We start from the raw sequence: 19,125 nt of genomic DNA, 5'->3' as shown, positions 1-19,125 counted from the left end.
CGCAGGCCAGCAGCACGAGGAGTGCATAGAAAACGACCATGCCGAGATGGATGCGAGCAAGAGATTTGTTCACGACCCGTGGTGACGAAGTCTAGGAACGCACGCGGTGAATGGCGCAAAGCTTGTTTCCATCGGGGTCGCGCACGTAGGCAAGGTAGTACTTGCCCAACGCCTCGTCGCGCAGCCCTGGCGGGTCTTCGATGGAGACGCCGCCATGTGCCACCGCCGTGTCATGAAACTCTTTCACCAGCTCCGGGGTCTCGCATTTGAATGCGATCGTTCCTCCGTTTGCACACGTGGCAGGTTGATTGTCGATGGGCTGGCTGATGCCCAGCGTGTTGCCACCGTGCCGGTAGAACAGGCGAACATGACCTGTCGCTGCAACGTTGCGGACAGGCTCGCCTTGCGCGCCGATCACGCGAAGAACCGCATCGTAGAAACGTTTGGAGCGTTCGATGTCGTTGCTGCCAACCATGACGTGATTGAACATTCATTTGCCCTTTCCAACTTGTGACGAATGTGATGGTCGAGCGAGTTTAGGCACGCATCGGAAGCATGCGAAGCGCCATATCGCTCAGGTTTGGTGCCGAAATGTAGACGTTAGTTTGCAGATTTCATGCTAATTTCCGCATCTGTTGCGATAGTGCATGCCGCACCGCAGCAACCAGATGGAACGGAGCTGACGCCTATGTTGAAGAATCAGGTCTATCGCAGCGTTCTCAAATCGGTTCGCAGCTTCGGCCGGCATCGCTTTTTTCACAGCCCGCTGGTGGCGCGCCTCCTCTGGGACACGGCACCACCCGAAGCCTTGCTGCTGGCCGCCTGCCGATCCGAAATCTTCGTTGTCTCGGCGGGCGACCAGGTCATAGGGCAGTGGCTGTTCAAGCATCGCGAGCCTTACAACTTCCCCATGCTGCACCGGGTCGCCTCGCTGCTGAGCGGACGCCGCCTGAGTTTGCTGGTCGATATCGGCGCGAACATCGGAACGATCTGCATCCCTGCGGTGAAGCGAGGGCTGTTCGAAAAGGCCATCGCTGTCGAGCCGGAGCCGCTGAACTATTCGCTGCTGAGGACCAATGTCGAGGTCAACCGGGTCTCGGCCGAAATCGCAACGCACAACATTGCACTGGGGGAGAAGAACGACGAAACCCTCTCCTTCGAACTCGCGAACATCAATTTCGGAAATCACAGGGTGCGCTACTGCAGCGACGGCAGTGACGCCGGCCAAGAGAGCATCGAGGTGCCATCGCAAAGCCTCGACCGGATTGCAGAGGGTGTGGATCCAGGTTCGACGCTGGTGTGGATGGACACCCAGGGTTACGACGGCCATGTGCTGGCAGGGGGAAGCCGGACATTGCAGCGCAAGCCTCCCCTCGTCGTGAAGTTCTGGCCCGGTGGGCTGTTGCGCAGCGGCGGCATGCAACGATTCAGGCACGCGCTCCAGACCGCCGGCTACACCTCGTTCTGTGATCTGAACGAGCCGGCCAATACGTTTCGTCCGTTCTCGGTCGAGGTGCTCGACGGCCTCGCGGCCCGGCTGGGATCGGGCAACGGTCAGCACGATCTGCTGCTCGTATGACTCCGGTTCGCTGGTTGCCGGGCGTGCCGCAGGGCTTCACCGTGATGCCGGTGCGGCGAAGACTGCCTCCAACGCCGCAATGGGCAAGCGCCCCCGCAAGCCGATCGCCACCACGGCCGCTCCGTCCGATGGCGCCTCGGCCTTGCGCAGCGCGCCGTGCCGCCCTGCGAACTGGATCTCCGACCAGGCGGTATCGCCGGTGCGCAGCACGCCCTTGAGGCGCAGCAAGCCGGGCGGCGTGTCGCGCAGCCAGGCGCGCAGCGCATCCGCGTCGAAGAGCTGCCGCGGCCTGCAGGACCAGGTGTCGAACAGCTCACCGTGGTTCTCGCCGTGGGCGTGCGCCGCGTGATCGTGGTGCGCATGGTCCGCGTGGGTACAGCTTGCATCCGCGCAGCCGCCGGCCTCGCGCGCCGCGGACAAGGACAAGCCTTCGCGCAACACCCGCGGCAGCTCCGAATGCGAGGTCTCGTACTGCGGCGTGCGGCCCGCGACGGACGACACCCATTCGCGCACGCGCGCCAGCTCGTCGGCGCTCACGCTGTCGACCTTGTTGATCACCAGCAGGTCGGCCGCCCTGAGCTGGCGCTCCATCGTGTCGGCCAGCAGCGGATCGCGCGCCTGCGCCATCGCGGCGGCGGCGTCGACCAGCACGATCACGCCCTCCAGCGCCAGCTCCGGCGCCGCCATGCCCAGCTGCGCGATGCGCCACGGGTCGGACACGCCGCTGGCCTCGATCACCACCGCGTCGAAGCGCGTGCCCGATTCGAGCACCTGGATCAGTGCACGCGAGAGATCGTCCCCGATCTGGCAGCATACGCAGCCGTTGGTGAGCGCGATGGTGTCGCCGCGCGTGCCGGCGATCAGCGCCGCGTCGATGTTGAGCGCGCCGAAGTCGTTGACCAGCACCGCGATGCGCCGCCCGTCGGCCTCGCGCAGCCAGCGGTTGACGAGGGTGGTCTTGCCGGCGCCCAGGAAGCCGCCGATGACGGTGAGCGGCAGACGCGGCTTCACGTTAGCTCCCGCGTGCCTCGGCCTCGAACACGCGGCCCGACAGCACCGTGCCCCACACGCGAACGTCCTTGAGCTTCATCGGATCGACCGCCAGCGGGTCTTCCTCCAGCACGCAGAAGTCCGCACGCTTGCCGCATTCGATGCTGCCGATCTCGTGGTCGAGCTTGAGCGTCCAGGCGGCGCCGAGGGTGATGGCGCGCAGCGCCTGCGGCACACCGATGCGCTCGGCCTCGCCCAGCACGCGGCCCTTGGGCGTGACGCGGTTGACCGCGCACCAGGCGGTGAAGAGCGGCCCGAGCGGCGTGACCGGCGCATCGGAATGGATGGCCAGCGGCACGCCGGCCGCCAGCGCGCTGCCGCAGGCATCGAGCCGGTTGGCGCGGTCGGGGCCCATGGTCATCTCGTAGTGCTGGTCGCCCCAGTACCAGATGTGGTTGGCGAAGAGGTTGGCGCACAGGCCCAGCGCGGCCATGCGGCGGAAGAGCGGCGCATCGATCATCTGGCCGTGCTGCAGCGTGTGGCGGTGGTCGGGCCGCGGCGCGCGGGCAAGCACGCGCTCGATGGCGTCGACGGCCGCCTCGCTGGCCTCGTCGCCGTTGGTGTGCGTGTGGATGGTGAGGCCGGCGCGGTGATAGGCCTCGAAGTCGGCCTCGTACTGCGCCGGCGCCGTCACCCAGATGCCGTTGGGCGCGCCGTTGAAGTGACCGGGCCAGCGCAGCCGCGCCGAGAAGCCCTGGATCGAGCCGTCCAGCATCATCTTCACCAGGCCGTAGCGCAGGCGGTCGGTGTTGCGCGGCATCAGGCTCTTCACGTGCTCGGCGCCGAGGGCCGCGCCGTGCGTGCCGTGAAAGGCCTGGAAGGCGGGCAGGATGCGCACGCCGAAGCCCTCGTCTCCTGTCACGGTCTCGAGCACGCGGCAGTCTTCCTCGGTCAGCTTGTTGACCAGGTCGGTGGCGGTGGTCACGCCCTGCATGCAGGCCAGGCGGCCGAAGGAGCGCACGCCCTCTGCGGTCATCGGGGCCAGCAGGCCGGCGTTGCCGATCTTGCGCAGCACCAGGAACATCGCGGCCGGCTCCTGCAGCTCGCCGGTGGGCTCGCCGGCCATTTCGCCGCCCGCGAACTTGACCACGCCCTCGACCTCGTTGTCGCGCGTGATCTCGGCCAGCCGCAGCATGGCCGTGTTGACGTTCATCAGGTGGCCGTTGGCATGGCCGATGACGATCGGGCGGGTGCTGCTCGCGCGGTCCACGTGTTCGACCGTCATGCGCTCGCCGCCGAAGTAGATCGGGTCGAAGCCCCAGGCGATCAGCGGCTCGGTGGCGGGCCGGCCGGCCGCGCTCATCTGCGCGTCGACCTCGGCGAGGCGCTGGACCACGGCGTCCATCGAGCGCAGGCCGCTCCACGTCTTGCCTTCCGGGTCGCGTCGGTCGAACCAGCCCAGGTACGTCCAGTCCCACATGCTGCCTTCCTTCAGGTGGCAGTGGCCCTCGACCAGGCCGGGCATCAGCACCTTGTCGGCGAAGCGCTCGTCGAGCGCGAACGCGCCCCAGGCGTGCATGGCTTCCAGCGTGCCGACCGCGAGCACCCGGCCGTCGCGCACCGCCACGTGCGTGGCCTCGGGCTGCATCGGGTTCATGGTGATGATCTTGCGGGCGGGGTAGACGGTGGTCGCGCTCATGAAGAAGTACCTGGCGAGGAAAGGAAAAATAACGTGATGCGTCGGGTTCAGGCAGGCTGCATTCGAAGCGGCGGCTGCGGCTGGCCGTGCAGGACCTCGACGCGCCGGCAGCGCACCCAATGCTCCGGCGCGACTTCGCGCAACGGCGGCAGCTCGGCCTTGCAGGCCGGTTCGGCCACCGGGCAGCGGCCGGCGAAGCGGCAGCCCGCGGGCGGATCGATGGGGCTGGGCGGATCGCCGGTGAGCTTGATGCGCTGCGCCGCGCGCCGCCGCCCGCCGCTCACGGTCGGCACCGCGGACATCAGCGCCACGCTGTAGGGATGCAGCGGCCGTGCGAAGAAGCTGCGGCGCGATGCGCGCTCCACGATCTGGCCCAGGTACATCACGGCGATGTCGTCGCAGATGTGCTCCACCACGGCCATGTCGTGCGAGATGAAGAGGTAGGTCAGCCCCAGCTCGCGCTGCAGCCGCGCCAGCAGGTTGAGGATCTGCGCGCGGATCGCGATGTCCAGCGCGGACACCGGCTCGTCGCACACCACCAGCTCGGGGTTGGTGGCCAGGGCGCGCGCGATGTTGATGCGCTGGCGCTGGCCGCCCGAGAACTGGTGCGGGAAGAGCTGCTGCTGCTCCGGCCGCAGGCCCACGGCCTCGAAGAGCTCGGATACGCGCTGCGTGCGCTCGACGGGCGTGCCGATCTTCATCAGGTCCAGGGGCGCGCGCACCGTGGCGCCGGCGCGCTCGCGCGGGTTCAGGGAGGAGAAGGGGTCCTGGAAGATGATCTGCATGCGCGAGCGTGCTTTGCGCAATGCTTCGCCCTCGAGCGTGCCGAGCTGGGTGTCGCCCAACTGCACATGGCCGGCGGTGATCGGCGCGAGCCGCATGACCGCGAGGGCGGTCGTGGTCTTGCCGGAGCCGGATTCGCCCACCACCGCGAGCGTGCTGCCGCGGCGGACCTGGAAGGACACGCCGTCTACCGCCTTCACGACTTCGGCGGGGCGGCCCCAGGCGGGCTTGCCGCGTGGGAAGTGGACCTTGAGGTCGTTGACTGACAGGAGCGTGTCGGTGTCCATCAGGCTCATTGGGTCATCTCCCTCTTTTGTTGCTGGGCTCTTGCTCCCTCCCCCTCCGGGGGAGGGTTGGGGTGGGGGCACTGGGCGGTCGATTCGTACGTTGCCGTTGTGTTGAGTCCGGAGCCGGGATTTCGCCCCGGCGGGCGAGTCACTTTCTTTGTCTCGCCAAAGAAAGTAACCAAAGAAAGGCGACCCCACTGCGCGTGACCCTTCGCTTCGCTACGGGCAACCTGCGGTGCTCGCTTTTCGCGGGGTCCGCGCAAACTCGCCTTCGGCTCAAACACGCGCGGCCCTTTATCCGCGAAAAGCTGCGCTCCTCGGCACGCGCAGAGGGGACTTGGAGTCCAACGCGCCGTGGCGCGTCCTTGTGTGGTGTGCAGGTTGGCGTGAGCTCTGGGTCCTTGCTCGCGTTGGCTCTCGCGCACATGCACACGCACATGCACATGCTCGTGCTCGTGCTCGTGCTCGTGCTCGTGCTGGTGCTCGTGCTCTTGCTCTTGCTCTGGGCCAGGCTCAGGCTCACGTTCGTACGCGCGCGCATGCCCCTGTTCCAGGTCTCGCGCAGCGAGGCCGTTGGTGGCCGAGCGAAGCAATGGCCCGGCCCCTCCCCCATCCCCTCTGCGCGCGCCGAGGAGCGCAGCTTCAGGCGGATTAAGGGCCGCGCGTGTCTGAGCGAAGCGAGTTTGCGCGGACCCCGCCTGAAGCGAGCACCGCAGGTTGCCCGTAGCGAAGCGGAGGGTCGCGCGCAGTGGGGTCGCCTTTCTTTGGTTACTTTCTTTGGCGAGACAAAGAAAGTAACTCGCCCGCCGGGGCGAATTCCCGGCTCCGGACTCACAACAACAGCAACGTACGAAATCAACCCACAGAGTGCCCCCACCCCAACCCTCCCCCGGAGGGGGAGGGAGCAAAGCCTTCGACATCGGATGCCTCACGCCGCCTCCCTCAGCTTATGCGGCTGCGGCGCCGCATGCAGCCAGCAAGCCGCGCCATGCGGCATCGCCGCGTGCAGCGGAACGAACGCGCTCGGCAGCTCGAACATCGGCGGCACCTCGGTGGCGCAGCGTTCCATCGCATGCGGGCAGCGCTCCCGAAAGGCGCAGCCGCTGCCCAGCTCCCAGATCGAGGGCACCATGCCGGCGATCTCGGGCAGGGCCTCGCGGTCCTCGCCGATGGCGCTGCTGCCGAGCTCGGGCAGGCATTCGATCAGGCCGCGGGTGTAGGGATGCCCCGGCTCGCCGAGCACCTGCGCGGCAGTGCCTTGCTCGATGACGCGGCCGGCATACATCACCATCACGCGGTCGGCCATCTCGGCCACCGCGCCCATGTCGTGGGTGATGAGCAGGATGGCCGTGCCCTTCTCGCGCTGCAGCTCGCGCAGCAGGTCGAAGATCTGCGCCTGCACCGTGACGTCGAGCGCAGTGGTGGGCTCGTCGGCGATCAGGATGTCGGGACGGCAGGCCAGGGCCATCGCGATCATCACGCGCTGGCGCATGCCGCCGGAGAGCTGGTGCGGGTACTCGTCGACGCGCCGCTCGGGAGCCGGGATGCCCACCTGCTGCAGCATCTCGATGGCGCGCAGCCGCGCCGCGTGCGGGTTCATCCCGGCATGCAGCTGCAGCGACTCGGCGATCTGGTCGCCCACGGTGAAGACCGGGTTGAGCGATGTCATCGGCTCCTGGAAGATCATCGAGATGCGGTTGCCGCGCACCTCGCGCATGCGGGCCTCGCCGGCCTTGAGCAGGTCCTCGTCCTGGAACAGCACGCGGCCGCCGCTGATGCGGCCGGGCGGGGAGGGGATGAGTCGCAGCAGGGCCAGCGCCGTCATGCTCTTGCCGCAGCCGGACTCGCCGACCACGCAGAGCGTCTCGCCGCCGCGGATCTCGAAGTCCACGCCGTTGAGCACCTGGGCCTGGCCGCGGCGGGTCCGGAACTCGACGTGCAGGTCCTGCACGCGCAACAGCGCTTGGTTGGAAGAAGGCGCGGTCATGTCAACGCTCTCTCAGCTTGGGGTTCAGCGCATCGTTGAGGCCGTCGCCGATCAGGCTGACGGCGAGCACGGTGACGAAGATGGCCGCGCCGGGAAAGGCCACGGCCCACCAGCAGGACAGCACGTACTGCCGGCTCGATCCGATCATCAACCCCCAGCTCATCTGGTTGGGATCGCCCAGCCCCAGGAAGGACAGCCCGGCCTCGAACAGGATGGCCGCGCCCACCGCCAGCGTGGCCGACACCACCAGCGGCGGCAGCGCGTTGGGCAGGATCACTTTCCAGATGATGCGCGCGTTGCCGGCACCGATGGCGCGCTCGGCACGCACGAACTCCAGGTTGCGGAACTTGAGGAACTCGGCGCGCGTGAGCCGCGCGGTGCCGGTCCAGCTCACGATGCCGATGGCCAGCGTCACCGTGACGAGAGAGGGCGAGAACAGCGTCACCACCACCATCGCGAAGAGCAGGGCGGGCAGCACCTGGAAGAACTCGGTCACCCGCATCAGCGCGGCATCGACCCTGCCGCCGTAGAAGCCGGCGAAGGCGCCCAGCGTGATGCCGATCGCGACCGACAGCAGCGCCGCCACCGCACCCACCAGCAGCGTGGCCCGGCCGCCGTAGATGAGCGTGGTCAGGACGTCGCGGCCGAGATAGTCGCTTCCCAGCCAGGCCTCTTCGCTGAAGGGTGGGGTGAGCGGGGCGGAGCGGATCTCGAAAGGATCGGCCGGGTAAACCCAGGGCCCGGCGATCGCGACCAGCAGGACCAGCAGCAGCATCGCCATGCCGGCGATGGCCGAGGGGTTGCGCAGGAACATGCGCAGCGCCTCGGCACCCGGATGCTCGACCTTGGGCGCCGGGCGCGCCGCGGGCATGGCCGCGGCAGGTGCAGCTTGCAGGGTGGCACTCTTGTTCATGAGGACTTGATCCGCGGATCGATGAGCCGGTAGCACAGGTCGGTGATCTGGTTCATCACGACGACCACGATGGAGGAGAACAGCAGCACGCCGAGGATGGTCGGGTAGTCGCGGCGCAGCACCGAGTCGAAGGCGAGCCGGCCGAGGCCGGGCCAGTTGAACACCGTCTCGACGAGGATCGCGCCGGCCAGCACGTTGCCGAACTGCAGGCCCAGCACCGTCACCACCGGCAGCAGCGCGTTGCGCAGCGCGTGCTTGTAGAGCACCACGCGCTCGGCCAGGCCCTTGGCGCGGGCGGTGCGAATGAAGTCGGCGCCCAGCACGTCCAGCATCGAGGAGCGCGCCAGCCGGCTGTACTGCGCGAGGTAGACCAGCCCGAGCGTGATCGTCGGCAGCACCAGGTGGTGCAGCACGTCGAGCACGTCGGCGATGCCGCCGCCTGCGCTGTCGGCCGAGCGCATGCCCGAGACCGGCAGGATGGGCAGCACCGAAGCGAACAGGATCACCAGCATGATCCCGACCCAGAACACCGGCGCCGCGAAGCCCACCATCGACAGCACGGTGATGAACTGCGACAGCGCGCCGTTGGGCTTGCGCGAGGACAGCACGCCCAGGGCCGTGCCGACCACGAAGGCCAGCAGCACCGCGCTCAGCACCAGCAGCAGCGTGGCGGGCACGCGCTCGGAAATCAGCGCGGTGACGGGCAGGTTGAAGAAGTAGGAATACCCGAGGTCGGCCTGCAGCACCTTGCCGAGGTACACGCCCAGCTGCACCGGCAGCGGGCGGTCGAGCCCGTACTGCGTGCGCAGCTGCGCCATCATCTCGGGCGACATGCCGCCGCTGGCGCCGGCGATGGTCTCCACCGGATCGCCGGGCGCGGCATGCACCAGCACGAAGTTGAGGACTACCACCGCCAGCACCAGGGCCAGGCCCTGCAGCAGGCGCGACGCGATGTAGCGCGGCATGCTCGTCGCTCCGCGCTACTTGAAGTACACCTCGTCGTAGGGCGACATCGGGCCCCAGATGGTGGCCGGCACGTTCCCCAGCTTCTTGCTCGCCACCGTGTGGTAGGGCACCTGGTTGATGAAGACGATGGGCAACTCGTCCGTCACGATCTTCTCGAAGGTGGCGTAGTAGGCCTTGCGCTTGGTCGGGTCGATGATGCCGCCGGCGGTGTTGAGCAACTCGTCCACCTTCGGGTTGCTGTAGGACTGCGTGTTGGTCCAGACCACCGGCTTGATGTTGGTCGACAGGTAGGTGCGGTGCACGCCGATGATCGGGTCGCCCCAGTTGAACACCAGGTCCATCGACATGTCGAAGTCGTGCGAGGCCATGCGCTTGGCCCAGGCCGGGAAGTCGGCCGAGGCGCGCACCTCGACCGCGATGCCGATCTTCTTGAGCTGGCCGCGGATGTACTCGGCCACGGTCTTCTGCTGGTCGTCGGCACCGGGCAGGTAGTCGATGGTGAGCTTGAAGCGCTCGCCGTTGGCGCCGGCCTTGTAGCCCGCGGCGTCCAGCATCTCGGCGGCCTTCTTCAGGTCCAGCGGGTAGCGCACCAGGTCCGGCACGGCGAAGGGGCTGCTGGCGACGATGGGACCATCGGCCGGCGTCGCGAAGCCGCCCATCAGCGCCTTGGTGATGAAGTTCTTGTCGATGGCGGTGGCGATGGCCTTGCGCACCTGCACGTCGGAAAGCGGCTTCTTCGTCAGGTTGAAGGCCAGCCAGTTGAGCGCGCCGATGCCCTCGTAGCCCTTGGGCGTGAGCGTGACCTGCGGGTTGTTCGCCAGGCGCTTGAGGTCGGTCGGCACGCTCACGAAGGGCAGCATCTGCATGTCGCCGCGCTCCAGGCCCAGCATCAGGCTGGACATGTCGGGCGTGATGTTGACGATCACCTTGTCGAGGTAAGGCTTGCCCGGCAGGAAGAACTTGTCGAAGCGCTCCATCACGATGCGCTGGCCCGACTTGAACTCGGCGAGCTTGAAGGGGCCCGAGCCGACCACGTCGGTGCTGTTGCGCGGGTGGCCCTTGAGGTCCTGCCCGTCGCCGTAGATGTGCTTGGGCAGGATGGGGCACAGGGCAGGCGACATCGCCAGCACGATCGCCGGGTGCGGCGCGCTCATGCGGATGATGGCGGTGTGCGGGTCGGGTGTGTCCACCTTTTCCACCGGGCCCATCATGGTGGTGAAGGGGTGGTTGGCCTTGATGGCCATGATCGAGAAGGCCACGTCGGCCGAAGTCACCGGCTTGCCGTCGTGGAACACGGCGTTCTTGCGCAGGTTGAGGGTGAGCGACTTGCCGTCCTCGGCCAGCTTCCACGACTCGGCCAGGTAGGGCTGCGGGTTCCACTTGTCGTCGAAGCGCAGCGGGCTCGCGAAGATCTGGGTCGAAGGCACGGCGGTTGCGATGCCCGACTGCACCGCGCCGTTCAGGTGCCGTGGGATCTGGGTGCTGCCCAGCACCAGCGTGCCGCCGCGCTTGGGGGCCTCGTCGGCGACGGCGGCACCAGGCATGGAGACGAGCGCGCTCGCGGCGAGCAGGGTGGCGGACAGCAGGGCGGCGCGGCGTGTGGTCGGGAGTTGGGGCATGCGAGACCTCGTGAAATACGACAGATGAGGCGGCCGTTGCCGGTCGCGAGGTCGACGATAGGCGTACGCGGTGCCGCGGCGAAGATCCAACAGGGCGCGACACGCAGAGCCAGAAAGCTCGGGTTTGCCCGGGGGTGCACCACAAAAACGCATGCGCCCCAACGTGGCCCCCGACCGGCGGCCACGCCGTGCTGCTTCGTCGGGCCGCCCGGGCCGTGATGCTTGCTACTGAAGCGAGATTCCTCCGCGTCGCAGGACTTCGGTCCAACGGCGGGTCTCGTCGTCGACGAAGCTGCGAAAGGCCGACGGGCCGGACGCGCTCAGGGGTTGCAACCCTGCCGACTGCAGGCGCTGGCGAATGCTTTCGTCGGCCAGGACCTTGCCGATCGCGGCCGAGATCTGTTCGATGCGCTCGGGCGGCGTTCCCGCGGGCGCGACCACGCCATGCCAGTCGCTCAGGCCGGCGTCGGCGTAGCCGAGCTCGGCCAGGGTCGGCACGTCGGGCAGGGTCGGGAGTCGTTGCGGAGAGGTCACTGCCAAGGCGGTCAACTTTCCGGCCTTGATGAGCGGCAGCGCGGCCGGCGTCGTCGCAAACATGGCCTCCACGTGCCCGCCGGCGAGCGCGGTGAGCGCTGCGACGGGTCCATTGAAGGGAATGTGCTGGATCTGCACCTTAACCTGCTGAGCGAACAATTCGGCGGCGAGGTGCGAGGGTGTGCCTGCGCCGGCGGAGGCGTAGGGCAGCTTCGACGCCTGCCCGCGGCGCAGCAGGTCGGCAAACGCGACGGCAGCCCCGTCCGACCTCACGACGAGGACATTGACCACGGTCGAGATCTGCCGAACCGCCGCCAGGTCGCGGACCGGGTCGTACGGCAGGGACTTGACGGCGTGTGCGGCCACCGTCGACTGCAGCGCGTAGATGCCGAGCGTGTTGCCATCGGCCGCGGCGCGGCTGACCGCGCCGAGCGCAATGCTTCCGGCGGCTCCAGGCCGGTTTTCCACCACGACGGCCTGGCCGAGCTCCTTCCCCAGCGGCTCACCGAGAACCCGGGCGACCAAGTCGCCCGGCGTGCCCGGAGGCCCGCCGACGATGAGAGTCATGTGGGGTGCGCCGCCGGTCTGCGCGGCTGCTGCAGCGGCAGCAAGCAGGCCGGCCAGAAGGTACAGGAGTCTTTTCATGGCGCGTTCCTCTTCGGACTGGAAGGAAGTAGAGCATGAGGACCTGCTGCCCGTAAGATGCCGAAGCTTCTTCGGGATAACCGCCGGCTATCACCCATGCAACTCGGGCAACTGAAGGTCCTGTGCGCCATTGCGGAGACCGGCAGCATTCGCGCCGCGGCCAGGGCACTGGGCTTGTCTCAGCCCTCCGTGACCAAGAGCCTGCGCGTACTGGAACAAGACCTCGACGTGCTCCTGGTGCACCGGAGCAGCCAGGGCATCGTCCTCACCGAAGCCGGGCGGGCCATGCTTCCACGCGCTCGCAGCATCCAGGCCGAGGTGCAGAAGGCCCGCGAGGAGATGGAGCGCATCGCCGGACGGGCGAGGGACTCGGTCACCGTGGGCGTTGCCTCCGTGATCGGCGCCTGGCTCGTCCCCCCGGTACTCGCGCGCCATGCCCACGAGCACCCCGGCACGATCGTGCGGGTGATCGAAGGCACCCAGGAAACACTGCTGCCGATGTTGCGCGATGGATCGCTCGACTTTGCCGTGTGCCTGCGCCTCGACGATGAGTCCAGCAGCGGGTTCACGGTCCGGGCATTGGCCCGCTTCCGCTTGACGGTTGTAGGGCGCAAGGGCCATCCCCTCCGAACCGCGCGGAGCTTGCAGGAGCTCGGATCGGCGCAGTGGATCATGACGCGGCCGCGTGGCAGAGGCGGCGTGCTGGAGCATGCGTTTCGGGCCGAGGGAATGTCACTTCCTCGGTCGACGGCAGAGTGCGACTCGCACGCCATCAAGATCTCGACACTCGCCCAGAGCGATGCGCTTGCGCTTGTCGCGAAGCCCATGCTGAACGAGCCTGCAGTCGCGGCCCTGCTCGAGGAGATCCCGCTGTCGAAACCCTTGCCGCTCCTGACGGCCGGCCTCTACACGCGCAGTGACGTTCGCCTGGCTCCGGCATCCCGCGAGCTCTCCGCTGCGCTGGAAGCGGCGTGCAAGAAAATCCTGCGCCTCAACTGACGAGGGGTCGCGGCGACAGCGTGGCAGCGCGGGCGGTCATGCGGCCGGCACAGGCGGGCGGCGCTCTGTAGGCGCCCGGCGCCAGCGAAGGCAGCAGATCACCTACGCGCCATCCGCCGAACGCGGCGAACCTGTCCGATCTTCCAGGGCCTCGAACGCGAGCGCGGTGGCCCGGTCATCCACCTTGCAGCCGATCATGGAAAGGACAAACACGATGCTAGCCATGGACTACCGAGGCCCCTATCGCGTCCGGGCCGTCCACAAGCCCGACCCGGTGATCGAGCATCCGAACGACGCCATCGTGCAGGTGACGCGCTCCTGCATCTGCGGTTCGGACCTGCACCTCTACCACGGGCTCGTGCCCGACACGCGCGTGGGCAGCACCTTCGGCCATGAATTCGTCGGCATCGTCGCGGACGTCGGCAGCTCGGTGCGCAACCTGAAGGTGGGCGATCGGGTGCTCGTGCCCTTCAACATCTTCTGCGGCAGTTGCTACTTCTGCCAGCGCGAGCTCTACGGCAATTGCCATGACACGAACCCCGAGGCCACCGCCGTCGGCGGCATCTACGGCTATTCGCACACGGCCGGCGGATACGACGGAGGTCAGGCCGAGTACGTGCGCGTGCCCATGGCCGACGTGGGCCCCACCCGCATTCCGGACGACCTGCTGCTGGAGGACGCCCTCATGCTCACCGACGCCTTCCCGACCGGCTACCAGGCGGCCGAGATGGGCGACATCGAGGAAGGCGACACGGTGGTCGTGTTCGGCGCGGGGCCGGTCGGCATCTTTGCGGCCAAGTCCGCTTGGCTGCTGGGGGCCGGCCGCGTCATCGTGGTCGACCACCTCGACTACCGGCTGGACTTCGTCAGGAACTTCGCCCAATGCGAGACCTTGAACTTCCTGAGCGTGGGCGACATGGCGATCCACATCAAGAACATGACCGACGGGCTCGGCGCGGATGTGTGCATCGATTGCGTGGGCTGCGAGGCCAGCGGCAGCTTCCTGCAGCAGCTCACCGGCGTAAAGCTGAAGCTGCAGGCCGGCTCCGCCACCGTGCTGCACTGGGCCATCAACTCGGTGCGCAAGGGCGGCGTGGTGTCGATCGTCGGCGTGTACGGCCCGACCTTCAACTTCGTGCCGATCGGCAACGCGATCAACAAGGGGCTGACGCTGCGCATGAACCAGGCCAGCGTCAAGCGCCATCTGCCGCGGCTGATCGAGCACATCCAGGCGGGCCGCATCCAGCCGCACAAGATCATCACCCACCGCATGCCGCTGGAGGAGGTGGCCGACGCCTACCACCTCTTCTCCAGCAAGCTCGATGGCTGCATCAAGACGGTGCTGATCCCGCCAGGCGCGCCGCACTGAGCCGGCGAAGAAAGGAGCCCCCATGACAACACCCGTGCCGACCCCTGTAACAACACCTGAGACAACACCCAAGACGACACCGGAGAAGTACGCGCATATCCAGGGCTGGGGCGCCGACCTGGACCACGCCAACCGACCCGCCTACCCGCGCGAGCGCACCCCTCCTCGGCTGGAAGGCGTGCACTGGGACCACCCCGAGCAGCAGCCGCGCCATGTCGAGGTGCTGCACTCGACGGAGCGGCCCGGCATCACCTCCGTCTTCGGCACCACGGTGCCGCCGCGTGGGCTCAGCGGCCACTTGCGCAGGCTGGCTTTCCGGCACAGCGAGAACGACCTGCGCCATTGGCTGATGCTGCTGCTGGCCGACAGGATCAATGTCGGCGAGGGCCTGGTCGACGACCTGTCCCGCGGCCACGTGCCGCGGCTCTATGCCGAGATGGGGGGGCGTGCTGAGCTGCGGCACAACCCCGTGGGCGCGGCGCGCAAGGTCCTGATCCTTGCCGGCACGATCGGGCTGTGCTGGCTGGCGCTCAGGCGTCGAAGCAGGCGGCGCGACTACTGAGCTGAACGAACAGGGCAGGCTACTTCTCGTCCTGCAGCCAGTACCACTTGTAGAGCACCCGCTGCCCCATCCGCCTGAAGGGCGCGAACACCGGCGACTCCACCAGCCCCAGCACGTTGGGGAAGGGCAGCGGCGAGCGGTAGATGGGCAGTTCGAACACGTCGCGCCCCGCATCCTGCCCGGCCACGCGCTCGGCCAGGCGTTTGCCGGCCCAGGTCGAGAAGGAGACGCCGTTGCCGCCGTAGCCGACGGCGTACCAGACCTTCTTGTCCGGCTCGGGCTGCGTGATGCGCGGCATCATGTCGTGGCTCACGTCCACCCAGCCCCACCATGAATAGTCGATCTGGATGCCGGCCAGCGGCGGGAACTTGCGCGCGATCGCGTCGGTGAGCAGCTTCAGGTGCACCGGGTCCTCGGCGTCGGCCCCGCTCACCGAGCTGCGGCTGCCCAGCTGCAGCCGGTTGCCCTTGAGCAGCCGGTAGTAGAAGCGCAGCGTGCGCGTGTCGGTCAGGAAGGTGAGCGACTTGAAGTTGGTGGCCTGGAGCTCGGCCTCGGTGAGCGGGCGGGTGACGACCGAGTTCGACAGGATCGGCATGATCTTGTTCTTGAGCAGCGGCGAGAGCGCCTGCCCGGTGTAGCCGCCGGTGCACACCGCCACGCGCCGTGCCCGCACGATGCCGCCGGGGGTGCGCAGGTGGTGCACGCCGTCGATGGTCTGCCAGCCCTGCACCGGGCTCGATGTGTGGACCTTCACCCCCAGCGCGCGCGCCTTGCGCATCAGCCCGAAGGTGAACTTGAGCGGATGGATGCCGACGCCCTCCGATTCGAAGAGCGCGCCCACGGCCTCGCGCTCGTCGCAGAAGTCGCGGCGCACTTCCTCGGCGCTGAGCATGCGCGTGTCGTAGCCGAACTGCTCGCGCATCAGGCGCGCCTCGGCCTCCAGCCCGGCGAGCTTCTCCGGCCGGTGGGCCAGGTAGAGATGGCCGCCGTCGTAGGCGTCGCAGTCGATCTGCGTCGTCAGGTGCCTGAAGTTCTCGAAGCCGGCGCGGATCTCGGCATCGAGGCGCCGGGCCGTGTCCAGGCCCCAGCGCTGGATCCACTGCGAGCGCTTGAGCCGCCCGCTGGCGTTCTGGCCCTGGCCGCCGCTGCGGCTGGAGCAGCCCCAGGAGGCCTGGTTGGCTTCCAGCACCGTCGCCCGTATGCCGTGCTCCTGCGCCAGGTAGAGCGCGGTGGACATGCCGGTGGCGCCGGAGCCGATGATGGCCACGTCCACGTCGATGTCGCGCAGCACCGGCCCGTCGTCCTCGGGCGGCGTGCCCGCGCTGGCCACCCACCAGGTGGGCGCGTAGGCGCGGCCGGCACCGGGGTCGGGCGCGACCAGGGGGTCGTAGCGCGGGTCGTACGGCTTGGGCGCCGGCGCGGCCCGGCCGCCGGTCGTGAACTGCGCGGTGCCTGCGGTCATCGTCATGGCGTTTCCTCGAACCGGGACTACTTCGCCGCGGGCAGGTTCGGCCGCGTCTTGCGGAACACGTTCTTGAGCGCGATCTTGCCGTCCTTGAAGCTGAAGACATCGATGCCGTCGGTCTCGATGCGGCTGCCGTCGGCCGCGGTGCCGGTGAAGGTCCACTGGGAGGTGCCGAAGTCGCCGGCCACGAAATGCCGGCCGTTGCGCCACTGCGCGTCCGGCACCGTCTCCCAGGCCGCGGCGAAGGCCTTGCGCACCGCCGCCGTGCCGCTGTGGCGGGTGCCGAAGGCCTCGGGGCCGGCGGCGGTCTGGAATACGCAGTCCTCGTGCATGAAGCTCATCAGGGCCTCGATGTCGTGGCGGTTCCAGGCCTCGCTGAAAGCCTCCAGGGTGGCGATGGTCACGGGGGCGGGCGATGCTGCTGCGGTCACGCGGAACTCCTGTCTTGTCGATGAGTGCAAGGGTAGGGAGCCGGCGCACGGCGCGATAGGGCCAGATGCAGGGATTCGACCAAGCCAGTCGACGCGGCCCTAAACTTTGCGCACCATGCCCAACCCCCGATCCATCCAGTGGGCGCAGCTGTTCGTGCTGCCCGAGCAACCCGGCCTGCCGCTGCAGGGCCGCCTGCGCGCGGCCGTGGTGCAGGCCATCCTCGAGGACCGGCTGAGCCCCGGCGCGCCGCTGCCCTCGTCGCGCGAACTGGCGGCACTGCTGGGGCTGAGCCGCAACACCGTGACCTCGGCCTACCTGCAACTGATGGACGAGGGCTTTCTCGAGGCGCGCCCGCGCAGCGGCGTCTTCGTCGCGCACAACGCGCGGCCGCTCACGGCAGCGCCTGCCGAACCGCTGGTAGGCCGCAGCGGCCAGTCGGGCCAGCCGCCCGAGTGGTCGGCGCGGGTGCTGCGCTCGCAGGTGGACCGGCCCACGCTCTCCAAGCCCGACCGCTGGCGCGACTATCCATACCCCTTCGTCTACGGCACCTACGACCCGCAGCTGTTTCCCACCGAGGACTTCCGCGAATGCTGCGCGCGCAGCCTGGCGCGCTCGCAGCTGCCGCACTGGACGCCGGACTTCGAGACCGACGACGTGCCCGACCTGATCGAGCAGATCCGCACGCGCCTCCTGCCCCGGCGCGGCGTGTTCGCGCTGAAGGAGGAGATCCTCGTCACCCTCGGCGCCCAGCACGCCTGCTACCTGCTGGCCGAGGCGCTGTTCGACGAGCACACCCGAGTCGGGCTGGAGGAGCCCGGCCATCCGCATGCGCGCAACAGCTTCGCGATGCGCAATCCGAAGTGGGTGGAGATCGATGTCGACGACGAGGGCCTGGTCGTCGATGCGCTGCCGGCCGCCGACTACCTGTTCTGCACGCCTTCGCACCAGAGCCCGACCACCGCCACGCTCAGCCTGGAGCGGCGCCAGTGGCTGCTGCGCAAGGCCGAGCTGCAGGACTTCGTGATCATCGAGGACGACTACGAAGCCGAGAACCTCTACGAGGGCACGCCGATGCCCGCGCTCAAGAGCCTGGACAAGACGGGGCGCGTGATCTACGTGGGCTCGGTGTCCAAGAGCCTCTCGCCGGCGCTGCGGCTGGGCTTCATCGTGGCGCCGCGCGCGCTGATCAAGGAGCTGCGGGTGATCCGGCATTCGATGGTGCGGCATCCCAGCGCCTTCCTGCAGCATGCGTATGCGCTCTTCCTTTCGCTTGGGCACCACGAGTCGCATGCGCGGCGGGTCAACCATGCCATGCAGGAGCGGCTTGCGCTGGCGGCACAGGCGCTGCGCGAGCATCTGCCGGACTTCGAGTTCAGGCTGCCCTCGGGCGGGGCGTCGATCTGGGTGCAGGCACCCTCGTGGGTGGATGCGGCCGAGCTGGCGCTGATGGCACGCAGCCACGGGGTGCTGATCGAGGCGGGGGATGTGTTCTTTGCGAAGCCGCCCTATCCGTGTCCCTTCTTCCGGCTGCGGCTGTCGTCGATCGCGGCGTCGCAGATTCCGGCGGGGATCAGGGCGCTGGGGATGGCGGTACAGGAACTGGCGCAGGCGCGCGGGGAGAGCCTGAGCGCGGCGCCTCGCACCCACTGACACACTGACGGCCTATGTGGCAGGTACGTCGTTTGCCCGCATCGCCGACATGATCATCGGCCCACTTCACGAGCAGGCCGTGCAGCTGACGCCCCGTGCCGCACGGATTGCCGCTCTTCTTCTTGTCGACGACGAAACCGTTCCGCCGACGCTGCGGCGTTCGCTGTGCATCGCCCTGTCGCACTGCGGTATGCCCGAAGACACGGCGCCCGTGCTGTGGGCGCATGACGACCCGGATGCCGTGGCGGCGCAGCGCTTCGTGGCGGCCTGCGTGGAAGTGGCAGCGCGCCTGCCCAGCAGCCGCAAAGGGTAGGCGGGAGCGTTGCGCCCCTCAGTGCCGGGCGGTGCCGCGTCCGGTCTCGGCCTGCAGCGCATCGATGCGCCGGGAGGCCTCGGCCTTGGTGAGCGAATCGTCGAACTCTTCCTTCGCCTCTTCGCACAGTGTCTTGAGGTAGGAGCGCTGCGCGCCGGTCATGGGCTCATCTCCCGTGACCCAATCGTTCGGGTCCTTCTCCATGTTGCTTTCCGCGGCATGCGCCTGGGTTGCCTTGTCGGTCATGTGAACTCCTTCAAACGCCTTTGATTGCGATGAGTGAACTGTATAAAACAACAGCCATCGGCCTGTCGGACGAATGCCATAGGTCAT

The 19,125-nt window shown here is 68.2% G+C and carries 18 protein-coding genes; 6 read left to right on the top strand and 12 right to left on the bottom strand.

Annotated elements, in window-relative coordinates:
- Positions 1 to 91 precede the first annotated feature (91 nt).
- The gene (locus tag ACMGEZ_RS02420; RefSeq protein WP_436820641.1) at positions 92 to 490 is read right to left on the bottom strand and encodes a VOC family protein; all 399 of its coding nucleotides are present in this window, start codon (positions 488 to 490) and stop codon (positions 92 to 94) included.
- Positions 491 to 688: 198 nt separating this feature from the next.
- Between ACMGEZ_RS02420 and ACMGEZ_RS02415 the strand changes: the two genes are divergently transcribed.
- Complete coding sequence (locus tag ACMGEZ_RS02415; RefSeq protein WP_436820640.1) at positions 689 to 1,579, top strand: FkbM family methyltransferase; 891 nt, start codon at positions 689 to 691, stop codon at positions 1,577 to 1,579.
- A 36-nt stretch (positions 1,580 to 1,615) separates the two neighbouring features.
- Here ACMGEZ_RS02415 and ACMGEZ_RS02410 read toward each other — a convergent pair whose 3' ends face one another.
- The 8 genes from ACMGEZ_RS02410 to ACMGEZ_RS02375 form a co-directional block, all read right to left on the bottom strand.
- On the bottom strand, positions 1,616 to 2,590 hold the full coding sequence (locus tag ACMGEZ_RS02410; RefSeq protein WP_436820639.1) for a CobW family GTP-binding protein: 975 nt from the start codon (positions 2,588 to 2,590) through the stop codon (positions 1,616 to 1,618).
- A gap of 1 nt (position 2,591) precedes the next feature.
- Positions 2,592 to 4,268 carry an amidohydrolase gene (locus ACMGEZ_RS02405; protein WP_436820638.1) on the bottom strand — a complete coding sequence of 559 codons (1,677 nt, stop codon included), beginning with the start codon at positions 4,266 to 4,268 and terminating at the stop codon, positions 2,592 to 2,594.
- A 47-nt stretch (positions 4,269 to 4,315) separates the two neighbouring features.
- Positions 4,316 to 5,347: an ABC transporter ATP-binding protein gene (locus tag ACMGEZ_RS02400; protein ID WP_436820637.1), complete on the bottom strand. Its 1,032-nt coding sequence runs from the start codon at positions 5,345 to 5,347 to the stop codon at positions 4,316 to 4,318.
- A gap of 919 nt (positions 5,348 to 6,266) precedes the next feature.
- The gene (locus ACMGEZ_RS02395; RefSeq protein ID WP_436820636.1) at positions 6,267 to 7,325 is read right to left on the bottom strand and encodes an ABC transporter ATP-binding protein; all 1,059 of its coding nucleotides are present in this window, start codon (positions 7,323 to 7,325) and stop codon (positions 6,267 to 6,269) included.
- 1 nt (position 7,326) lies between these two features.
- On the bottom strand, positions 7,327 to 8,238 hold the full coding sequence (locus tag ACMGEZ_RS02390; protein WP_436820635.1) for an ABC transporter permease: 912 nt from the start codon (positions 8,236 to 8,238) through the stop codon (positions 7,327 to 7,329).
- Positions 8,235 to 9,203, bottom strand: coding sequence for an ABC transporter permease (locus ACMGEZ_RS02385; RefSeq protein ID WP_436820634.1), 969 nt, complete (start codon positions 9,201 to 9,203; stop codon positions 8,235 to 8,237). Before ACMGEZ_RS02385 ends, ACMGEZ_RS02390 begins: the two co-directional genes overlap by 4 nt.
- Positions 9,204 to 9,218: 15 nt before the next feature.
- Positions 9,219 to 10,823 carry an ABC transporter substrate-binding protein gene (locus ACMGEZ_RS02380; protein WP_436820633.1) on the bottom strand — a complete coding sequence of 535 codons (1,605 nt, stop codon included), beginning with the start codon at positions 10,821 to 10,823 and terminating at the stop codon, positions 9,219 to 9,221.
- A 225-nt stretch (positions 10,824 to 11,048) separates the two neighbouring features.
- On the bottom strand, positions 11,049 to 11,924 hold the full coding sequence (locus ACMGEZ_RS02375; RefSeq protein WP_436820632.1) for a Bug family tripartite tricarboxylate transporter substrate binding protein: 876 nt from the start codon (positions 11,922 to 11,924) through the stop codon (positions 11,049 to 11,051).
- A 174-nt stretch (positions 11,925 to 12,098) separates the two neighbouring features.
- Between ACMGEZ_RS02375 and ACMGEZ_RS02370 the strand changes: the two genes are divergently transcribed.
- From ACMGEZ_RS02370 to ACMGEZ_RS02360, 3 genes are all read left to right on the top strand, one after another.
- The gene (locus ACMGEZ_RS02370) at positions 12,099 to 13,001 is read left to right on the top strand and encodes a LysR substrate-binding domain-containing protein (RefSeq protein WP_436820631.1); all 903 of its coding nucleotides are present in this window, start codon (positions 12,099 to 12,101) and stop codon (positions 12,999 to 13,001) included.
- Positions 13,002 to 13,215: 214 nt separating this feature from the next.
- The gene (locus ACMGEZ_RS02365) at positions 13,216 to 14,370 is read left to right on the top strand and encodes a zinc-dependent alcohol dehydrogenase (protein WP_436820630.1); all 1,155 of its coding nucleotides are present in this window, start codon (positions 13,216 to 13,218) and stop codon (positions 14,368 to 14,370) included.
- A gap of 22 nt (positions 14,371 to 14,392) precedes the next feature.
- Positions 14,393 to 14,932 (top strand): hypothetical protein, encoded by a 540-nt coding sequence (locus ACMGEZ_RS02360; RefSeq protein WP_436820629.1) that lies wholly within the window; start codon positions 14,393 to 14,395, stop codon positions 14,930 to 14,932.
- 19 nt (positions 14,933 to 14,951) lie between these two features.
- Here ACMGEZ_RS02360 and ACMGEZ_RS02355 read toward each other — a convergent pair whose 3' ends face one another.
- Together ACMGEZ_RS02355 and ACMGEZ_RS02350 are read right to left on the bottom strand one after the other, a co-directional pair.
- Positions 14,952 to 16,400 (bottom strand): NAD(P)/FAD-dependent oxidoreductase, encoded by a 1,449-nt coding sequence (locus tag ACMGEZ_RS02355; RefSeq protein ID WP_436820628.1) that lies wholly within the window; start codon positions 16,398 to 16,400, stop codon positions 14,952 to 14,954.
- A gap of 20 nt (positions 16,401 to 16,420) precedes the next feature.
- A complete protein-coding gene (locus ACMGEZ_RS02350; RefSeq protein ID WP_436820627.1) occupies positions 16,421 to 16,828 on the bottom strand; it encodes a nuclear transport factor 2 family protein in 408 nt (135 codons plus the stop codon).
- Positions 16,829 to 16,943: 115 nt separating this feature from the next.
- On the opposite strand from ACMGEZ_RS02350, the gene pdxR reads away from it, so the two are divergent.
- Together pdxR and ACMGEZ_RS02340 are read left to right on the top strand one after the other, a co-directional pair.
- On the top strand, positions 16,944 to 18,479 hold the full coding sequence (gene pdxR / locus ACMGEZ_RS02345; RefSeq protein ID WP_436820626.1) for a MocR-like pyridoxine biosynthesis transcription factor PdxR: 1,536 nt from the start codon (positions 16,944 to 16,946) through the stop codon (positions 18,477 to 18,479).
- 49 nt (positions 18,480 to 18,528) lie between these two features.
- Positions 18,529 to 18,792, top strand: coding sequence for a hypothetical protein (locus ACMGEZ_RS02340; RefSeq protein ID WP_436820625.1), 264 nt, complete (start codon positions 18,529 to 18,531; stop codon positions 18,790 to 18,792).
- A gap of 18 nt (positions 18,793 to 18,810) precedes the next feature.
- Here ACMGEZ_RS02340 and ACMGEZ_RS02335 read toward each other — a convergent pair whose 3' ends face one another.
- Complete coding sequence (locus tag ACMGEZ_RS02335) at positions 18,811 to 19,038, bottom strand: DUF3072 domain-containing protein (protein ID WP_436820624.1); 228 nt, start codon at positions 19,036 to 19,038, stop codon at positions 18,811 to 18,813.
- Positions 19,039 to 19,125 lie beyond the last annotated feature (87 nt).

It is taken from the genome of Variovorax stachyos (genome assembly GCF_051400855.1).
In the GTDB taxonomy this organism is placed as follows: Bacteria; Pseudomonadota; Gammaproteobacteria; order Burkholderiales; family Burkholderiaceae_C; genus Variovorax.
This window is presented reverse-complemented; position numbering and strand designations above follow the sequence as displayed.

Excerpts from the sequence above, each read along its gene's own strand:
- ACMGEZ_RS02420 (WP_436820641.1), bottom strand. The coding sequence starts at position 490 with ATGTTCAATCACGTCATGGTTGGCAGCAACGACATCGAACGCTCCAAA.
- ACMGEZ_RS02415 (WP_436820640.1), top strand. The coding sequence starts at position 689 with ATGTTGAAGAATCAGGTCTATCGCAGCGTTCTCAAATCGGTTCGCAGC.
- ACMGEZ_RS02405 (WP_436820638.1), bottom strand. The coding sequence starts at position 4,268 with ATGAGCGCGACCACCGTCTACCCCGCCCGCAAGATCATCACCATGAAC.
- ACMGEZ_RS02400 (WP_436820637.1), bottom strand. The coding sequence starts at position 5,347 with ATGAGCCTGATGGACACCGACACGCTCCTGTCAGTCAACGACCTCAAG.
- ACMGEZ_RS02395 (WP_436820636.1), bottom strand. The coding sequence starts at position 7,325 with ATGACCGCGCCTTCTTCCAACCAAGCGCTGTTGCGCGTGCAGGACCTG.
- ACMGEZ_RS02390 (WP_436820635.1), bottom strand. The coding sequence starts at position 8,238 with ATGAACAAGAGTGCCACCCTGCAAGCTGCACCTGCCGCGGCCATGCCC.
- ACMGEZ_RS02385 (WP_436820634.1), bottom strand. The coding sequence starts at position 9,203 with ATGCCGCGCTACATCGCGTCGCGCCTGCTGCAGGGCCTGGCCCTGGTG.
- ACMGEZ_RS02380 (WP_436820633.1), bottom strand. The coding sequence starts at position 10,823 with ATGCCCCAACTCCCGACCACACGCCGCGCCGCCCTGCTGTCCGCCACC.
- ACMGEZ_RS02375 (WP_436820632.1), bottom strand. The coding sequence starts at position 11,924 with ATGACTCTCATCGTCGGCGGGCCTCCGGGCACGCCGGGCGACTTGGTC.
- ACMGEZ_RS02370 (WP_436820631.1), top strand. The coding sequence starts at position 12,099 with ATGCAACTCGGGCAACTGAAGGTCCTGTGCGCCATTGCGGAGACCGGC.
- ACMGEZ_RS02365 (WP_436820630.1), top strand. The coding sequence starts at position 13,216 with ATGCTAGCCATGGACTACCGAGGCCCCTATCGCGTCCGGGCCGTCCAC.
- ACMGEZ_RS02360 (WP_436820629.1), top strand. The coding sequence starts at position 14,393 with ATGACAACACCCGTGCCGACCCCTGTAACAACACCTGAGACAACACCC.
- ACMGEZ_RS02355 (WP_436820628.1), bottom strand. The coding sequence starts at position 16,400 with ATGACGATGACCGCAGGCACCGCGCAGTTCACGACCGGCGGCCGGGCC.
- pdxR (WP_436820626.1), top strand. The coding sequence starts at position 16,944 with ATGCCCAACCCCCGATCCATCCAGTGGGCGCAGCTGTTCGTGCTGCCC.
- ACMGEZ_RS02340 (WP_436820625.1), top strand. The coding sequence starts at position 18,529 with ATGATCATCGGCCCACTTCACGAGCAGGCCGTGCAGCTGACGCCCCGT.
- ACMGEZ_RS02335 (WP_436820624.1), bottom strand. The coding sequence starts at position 19,038 with ATGACCGACAAGGCAACCCAGGCGCATGCCGCGGAAAGCAACATGGAG.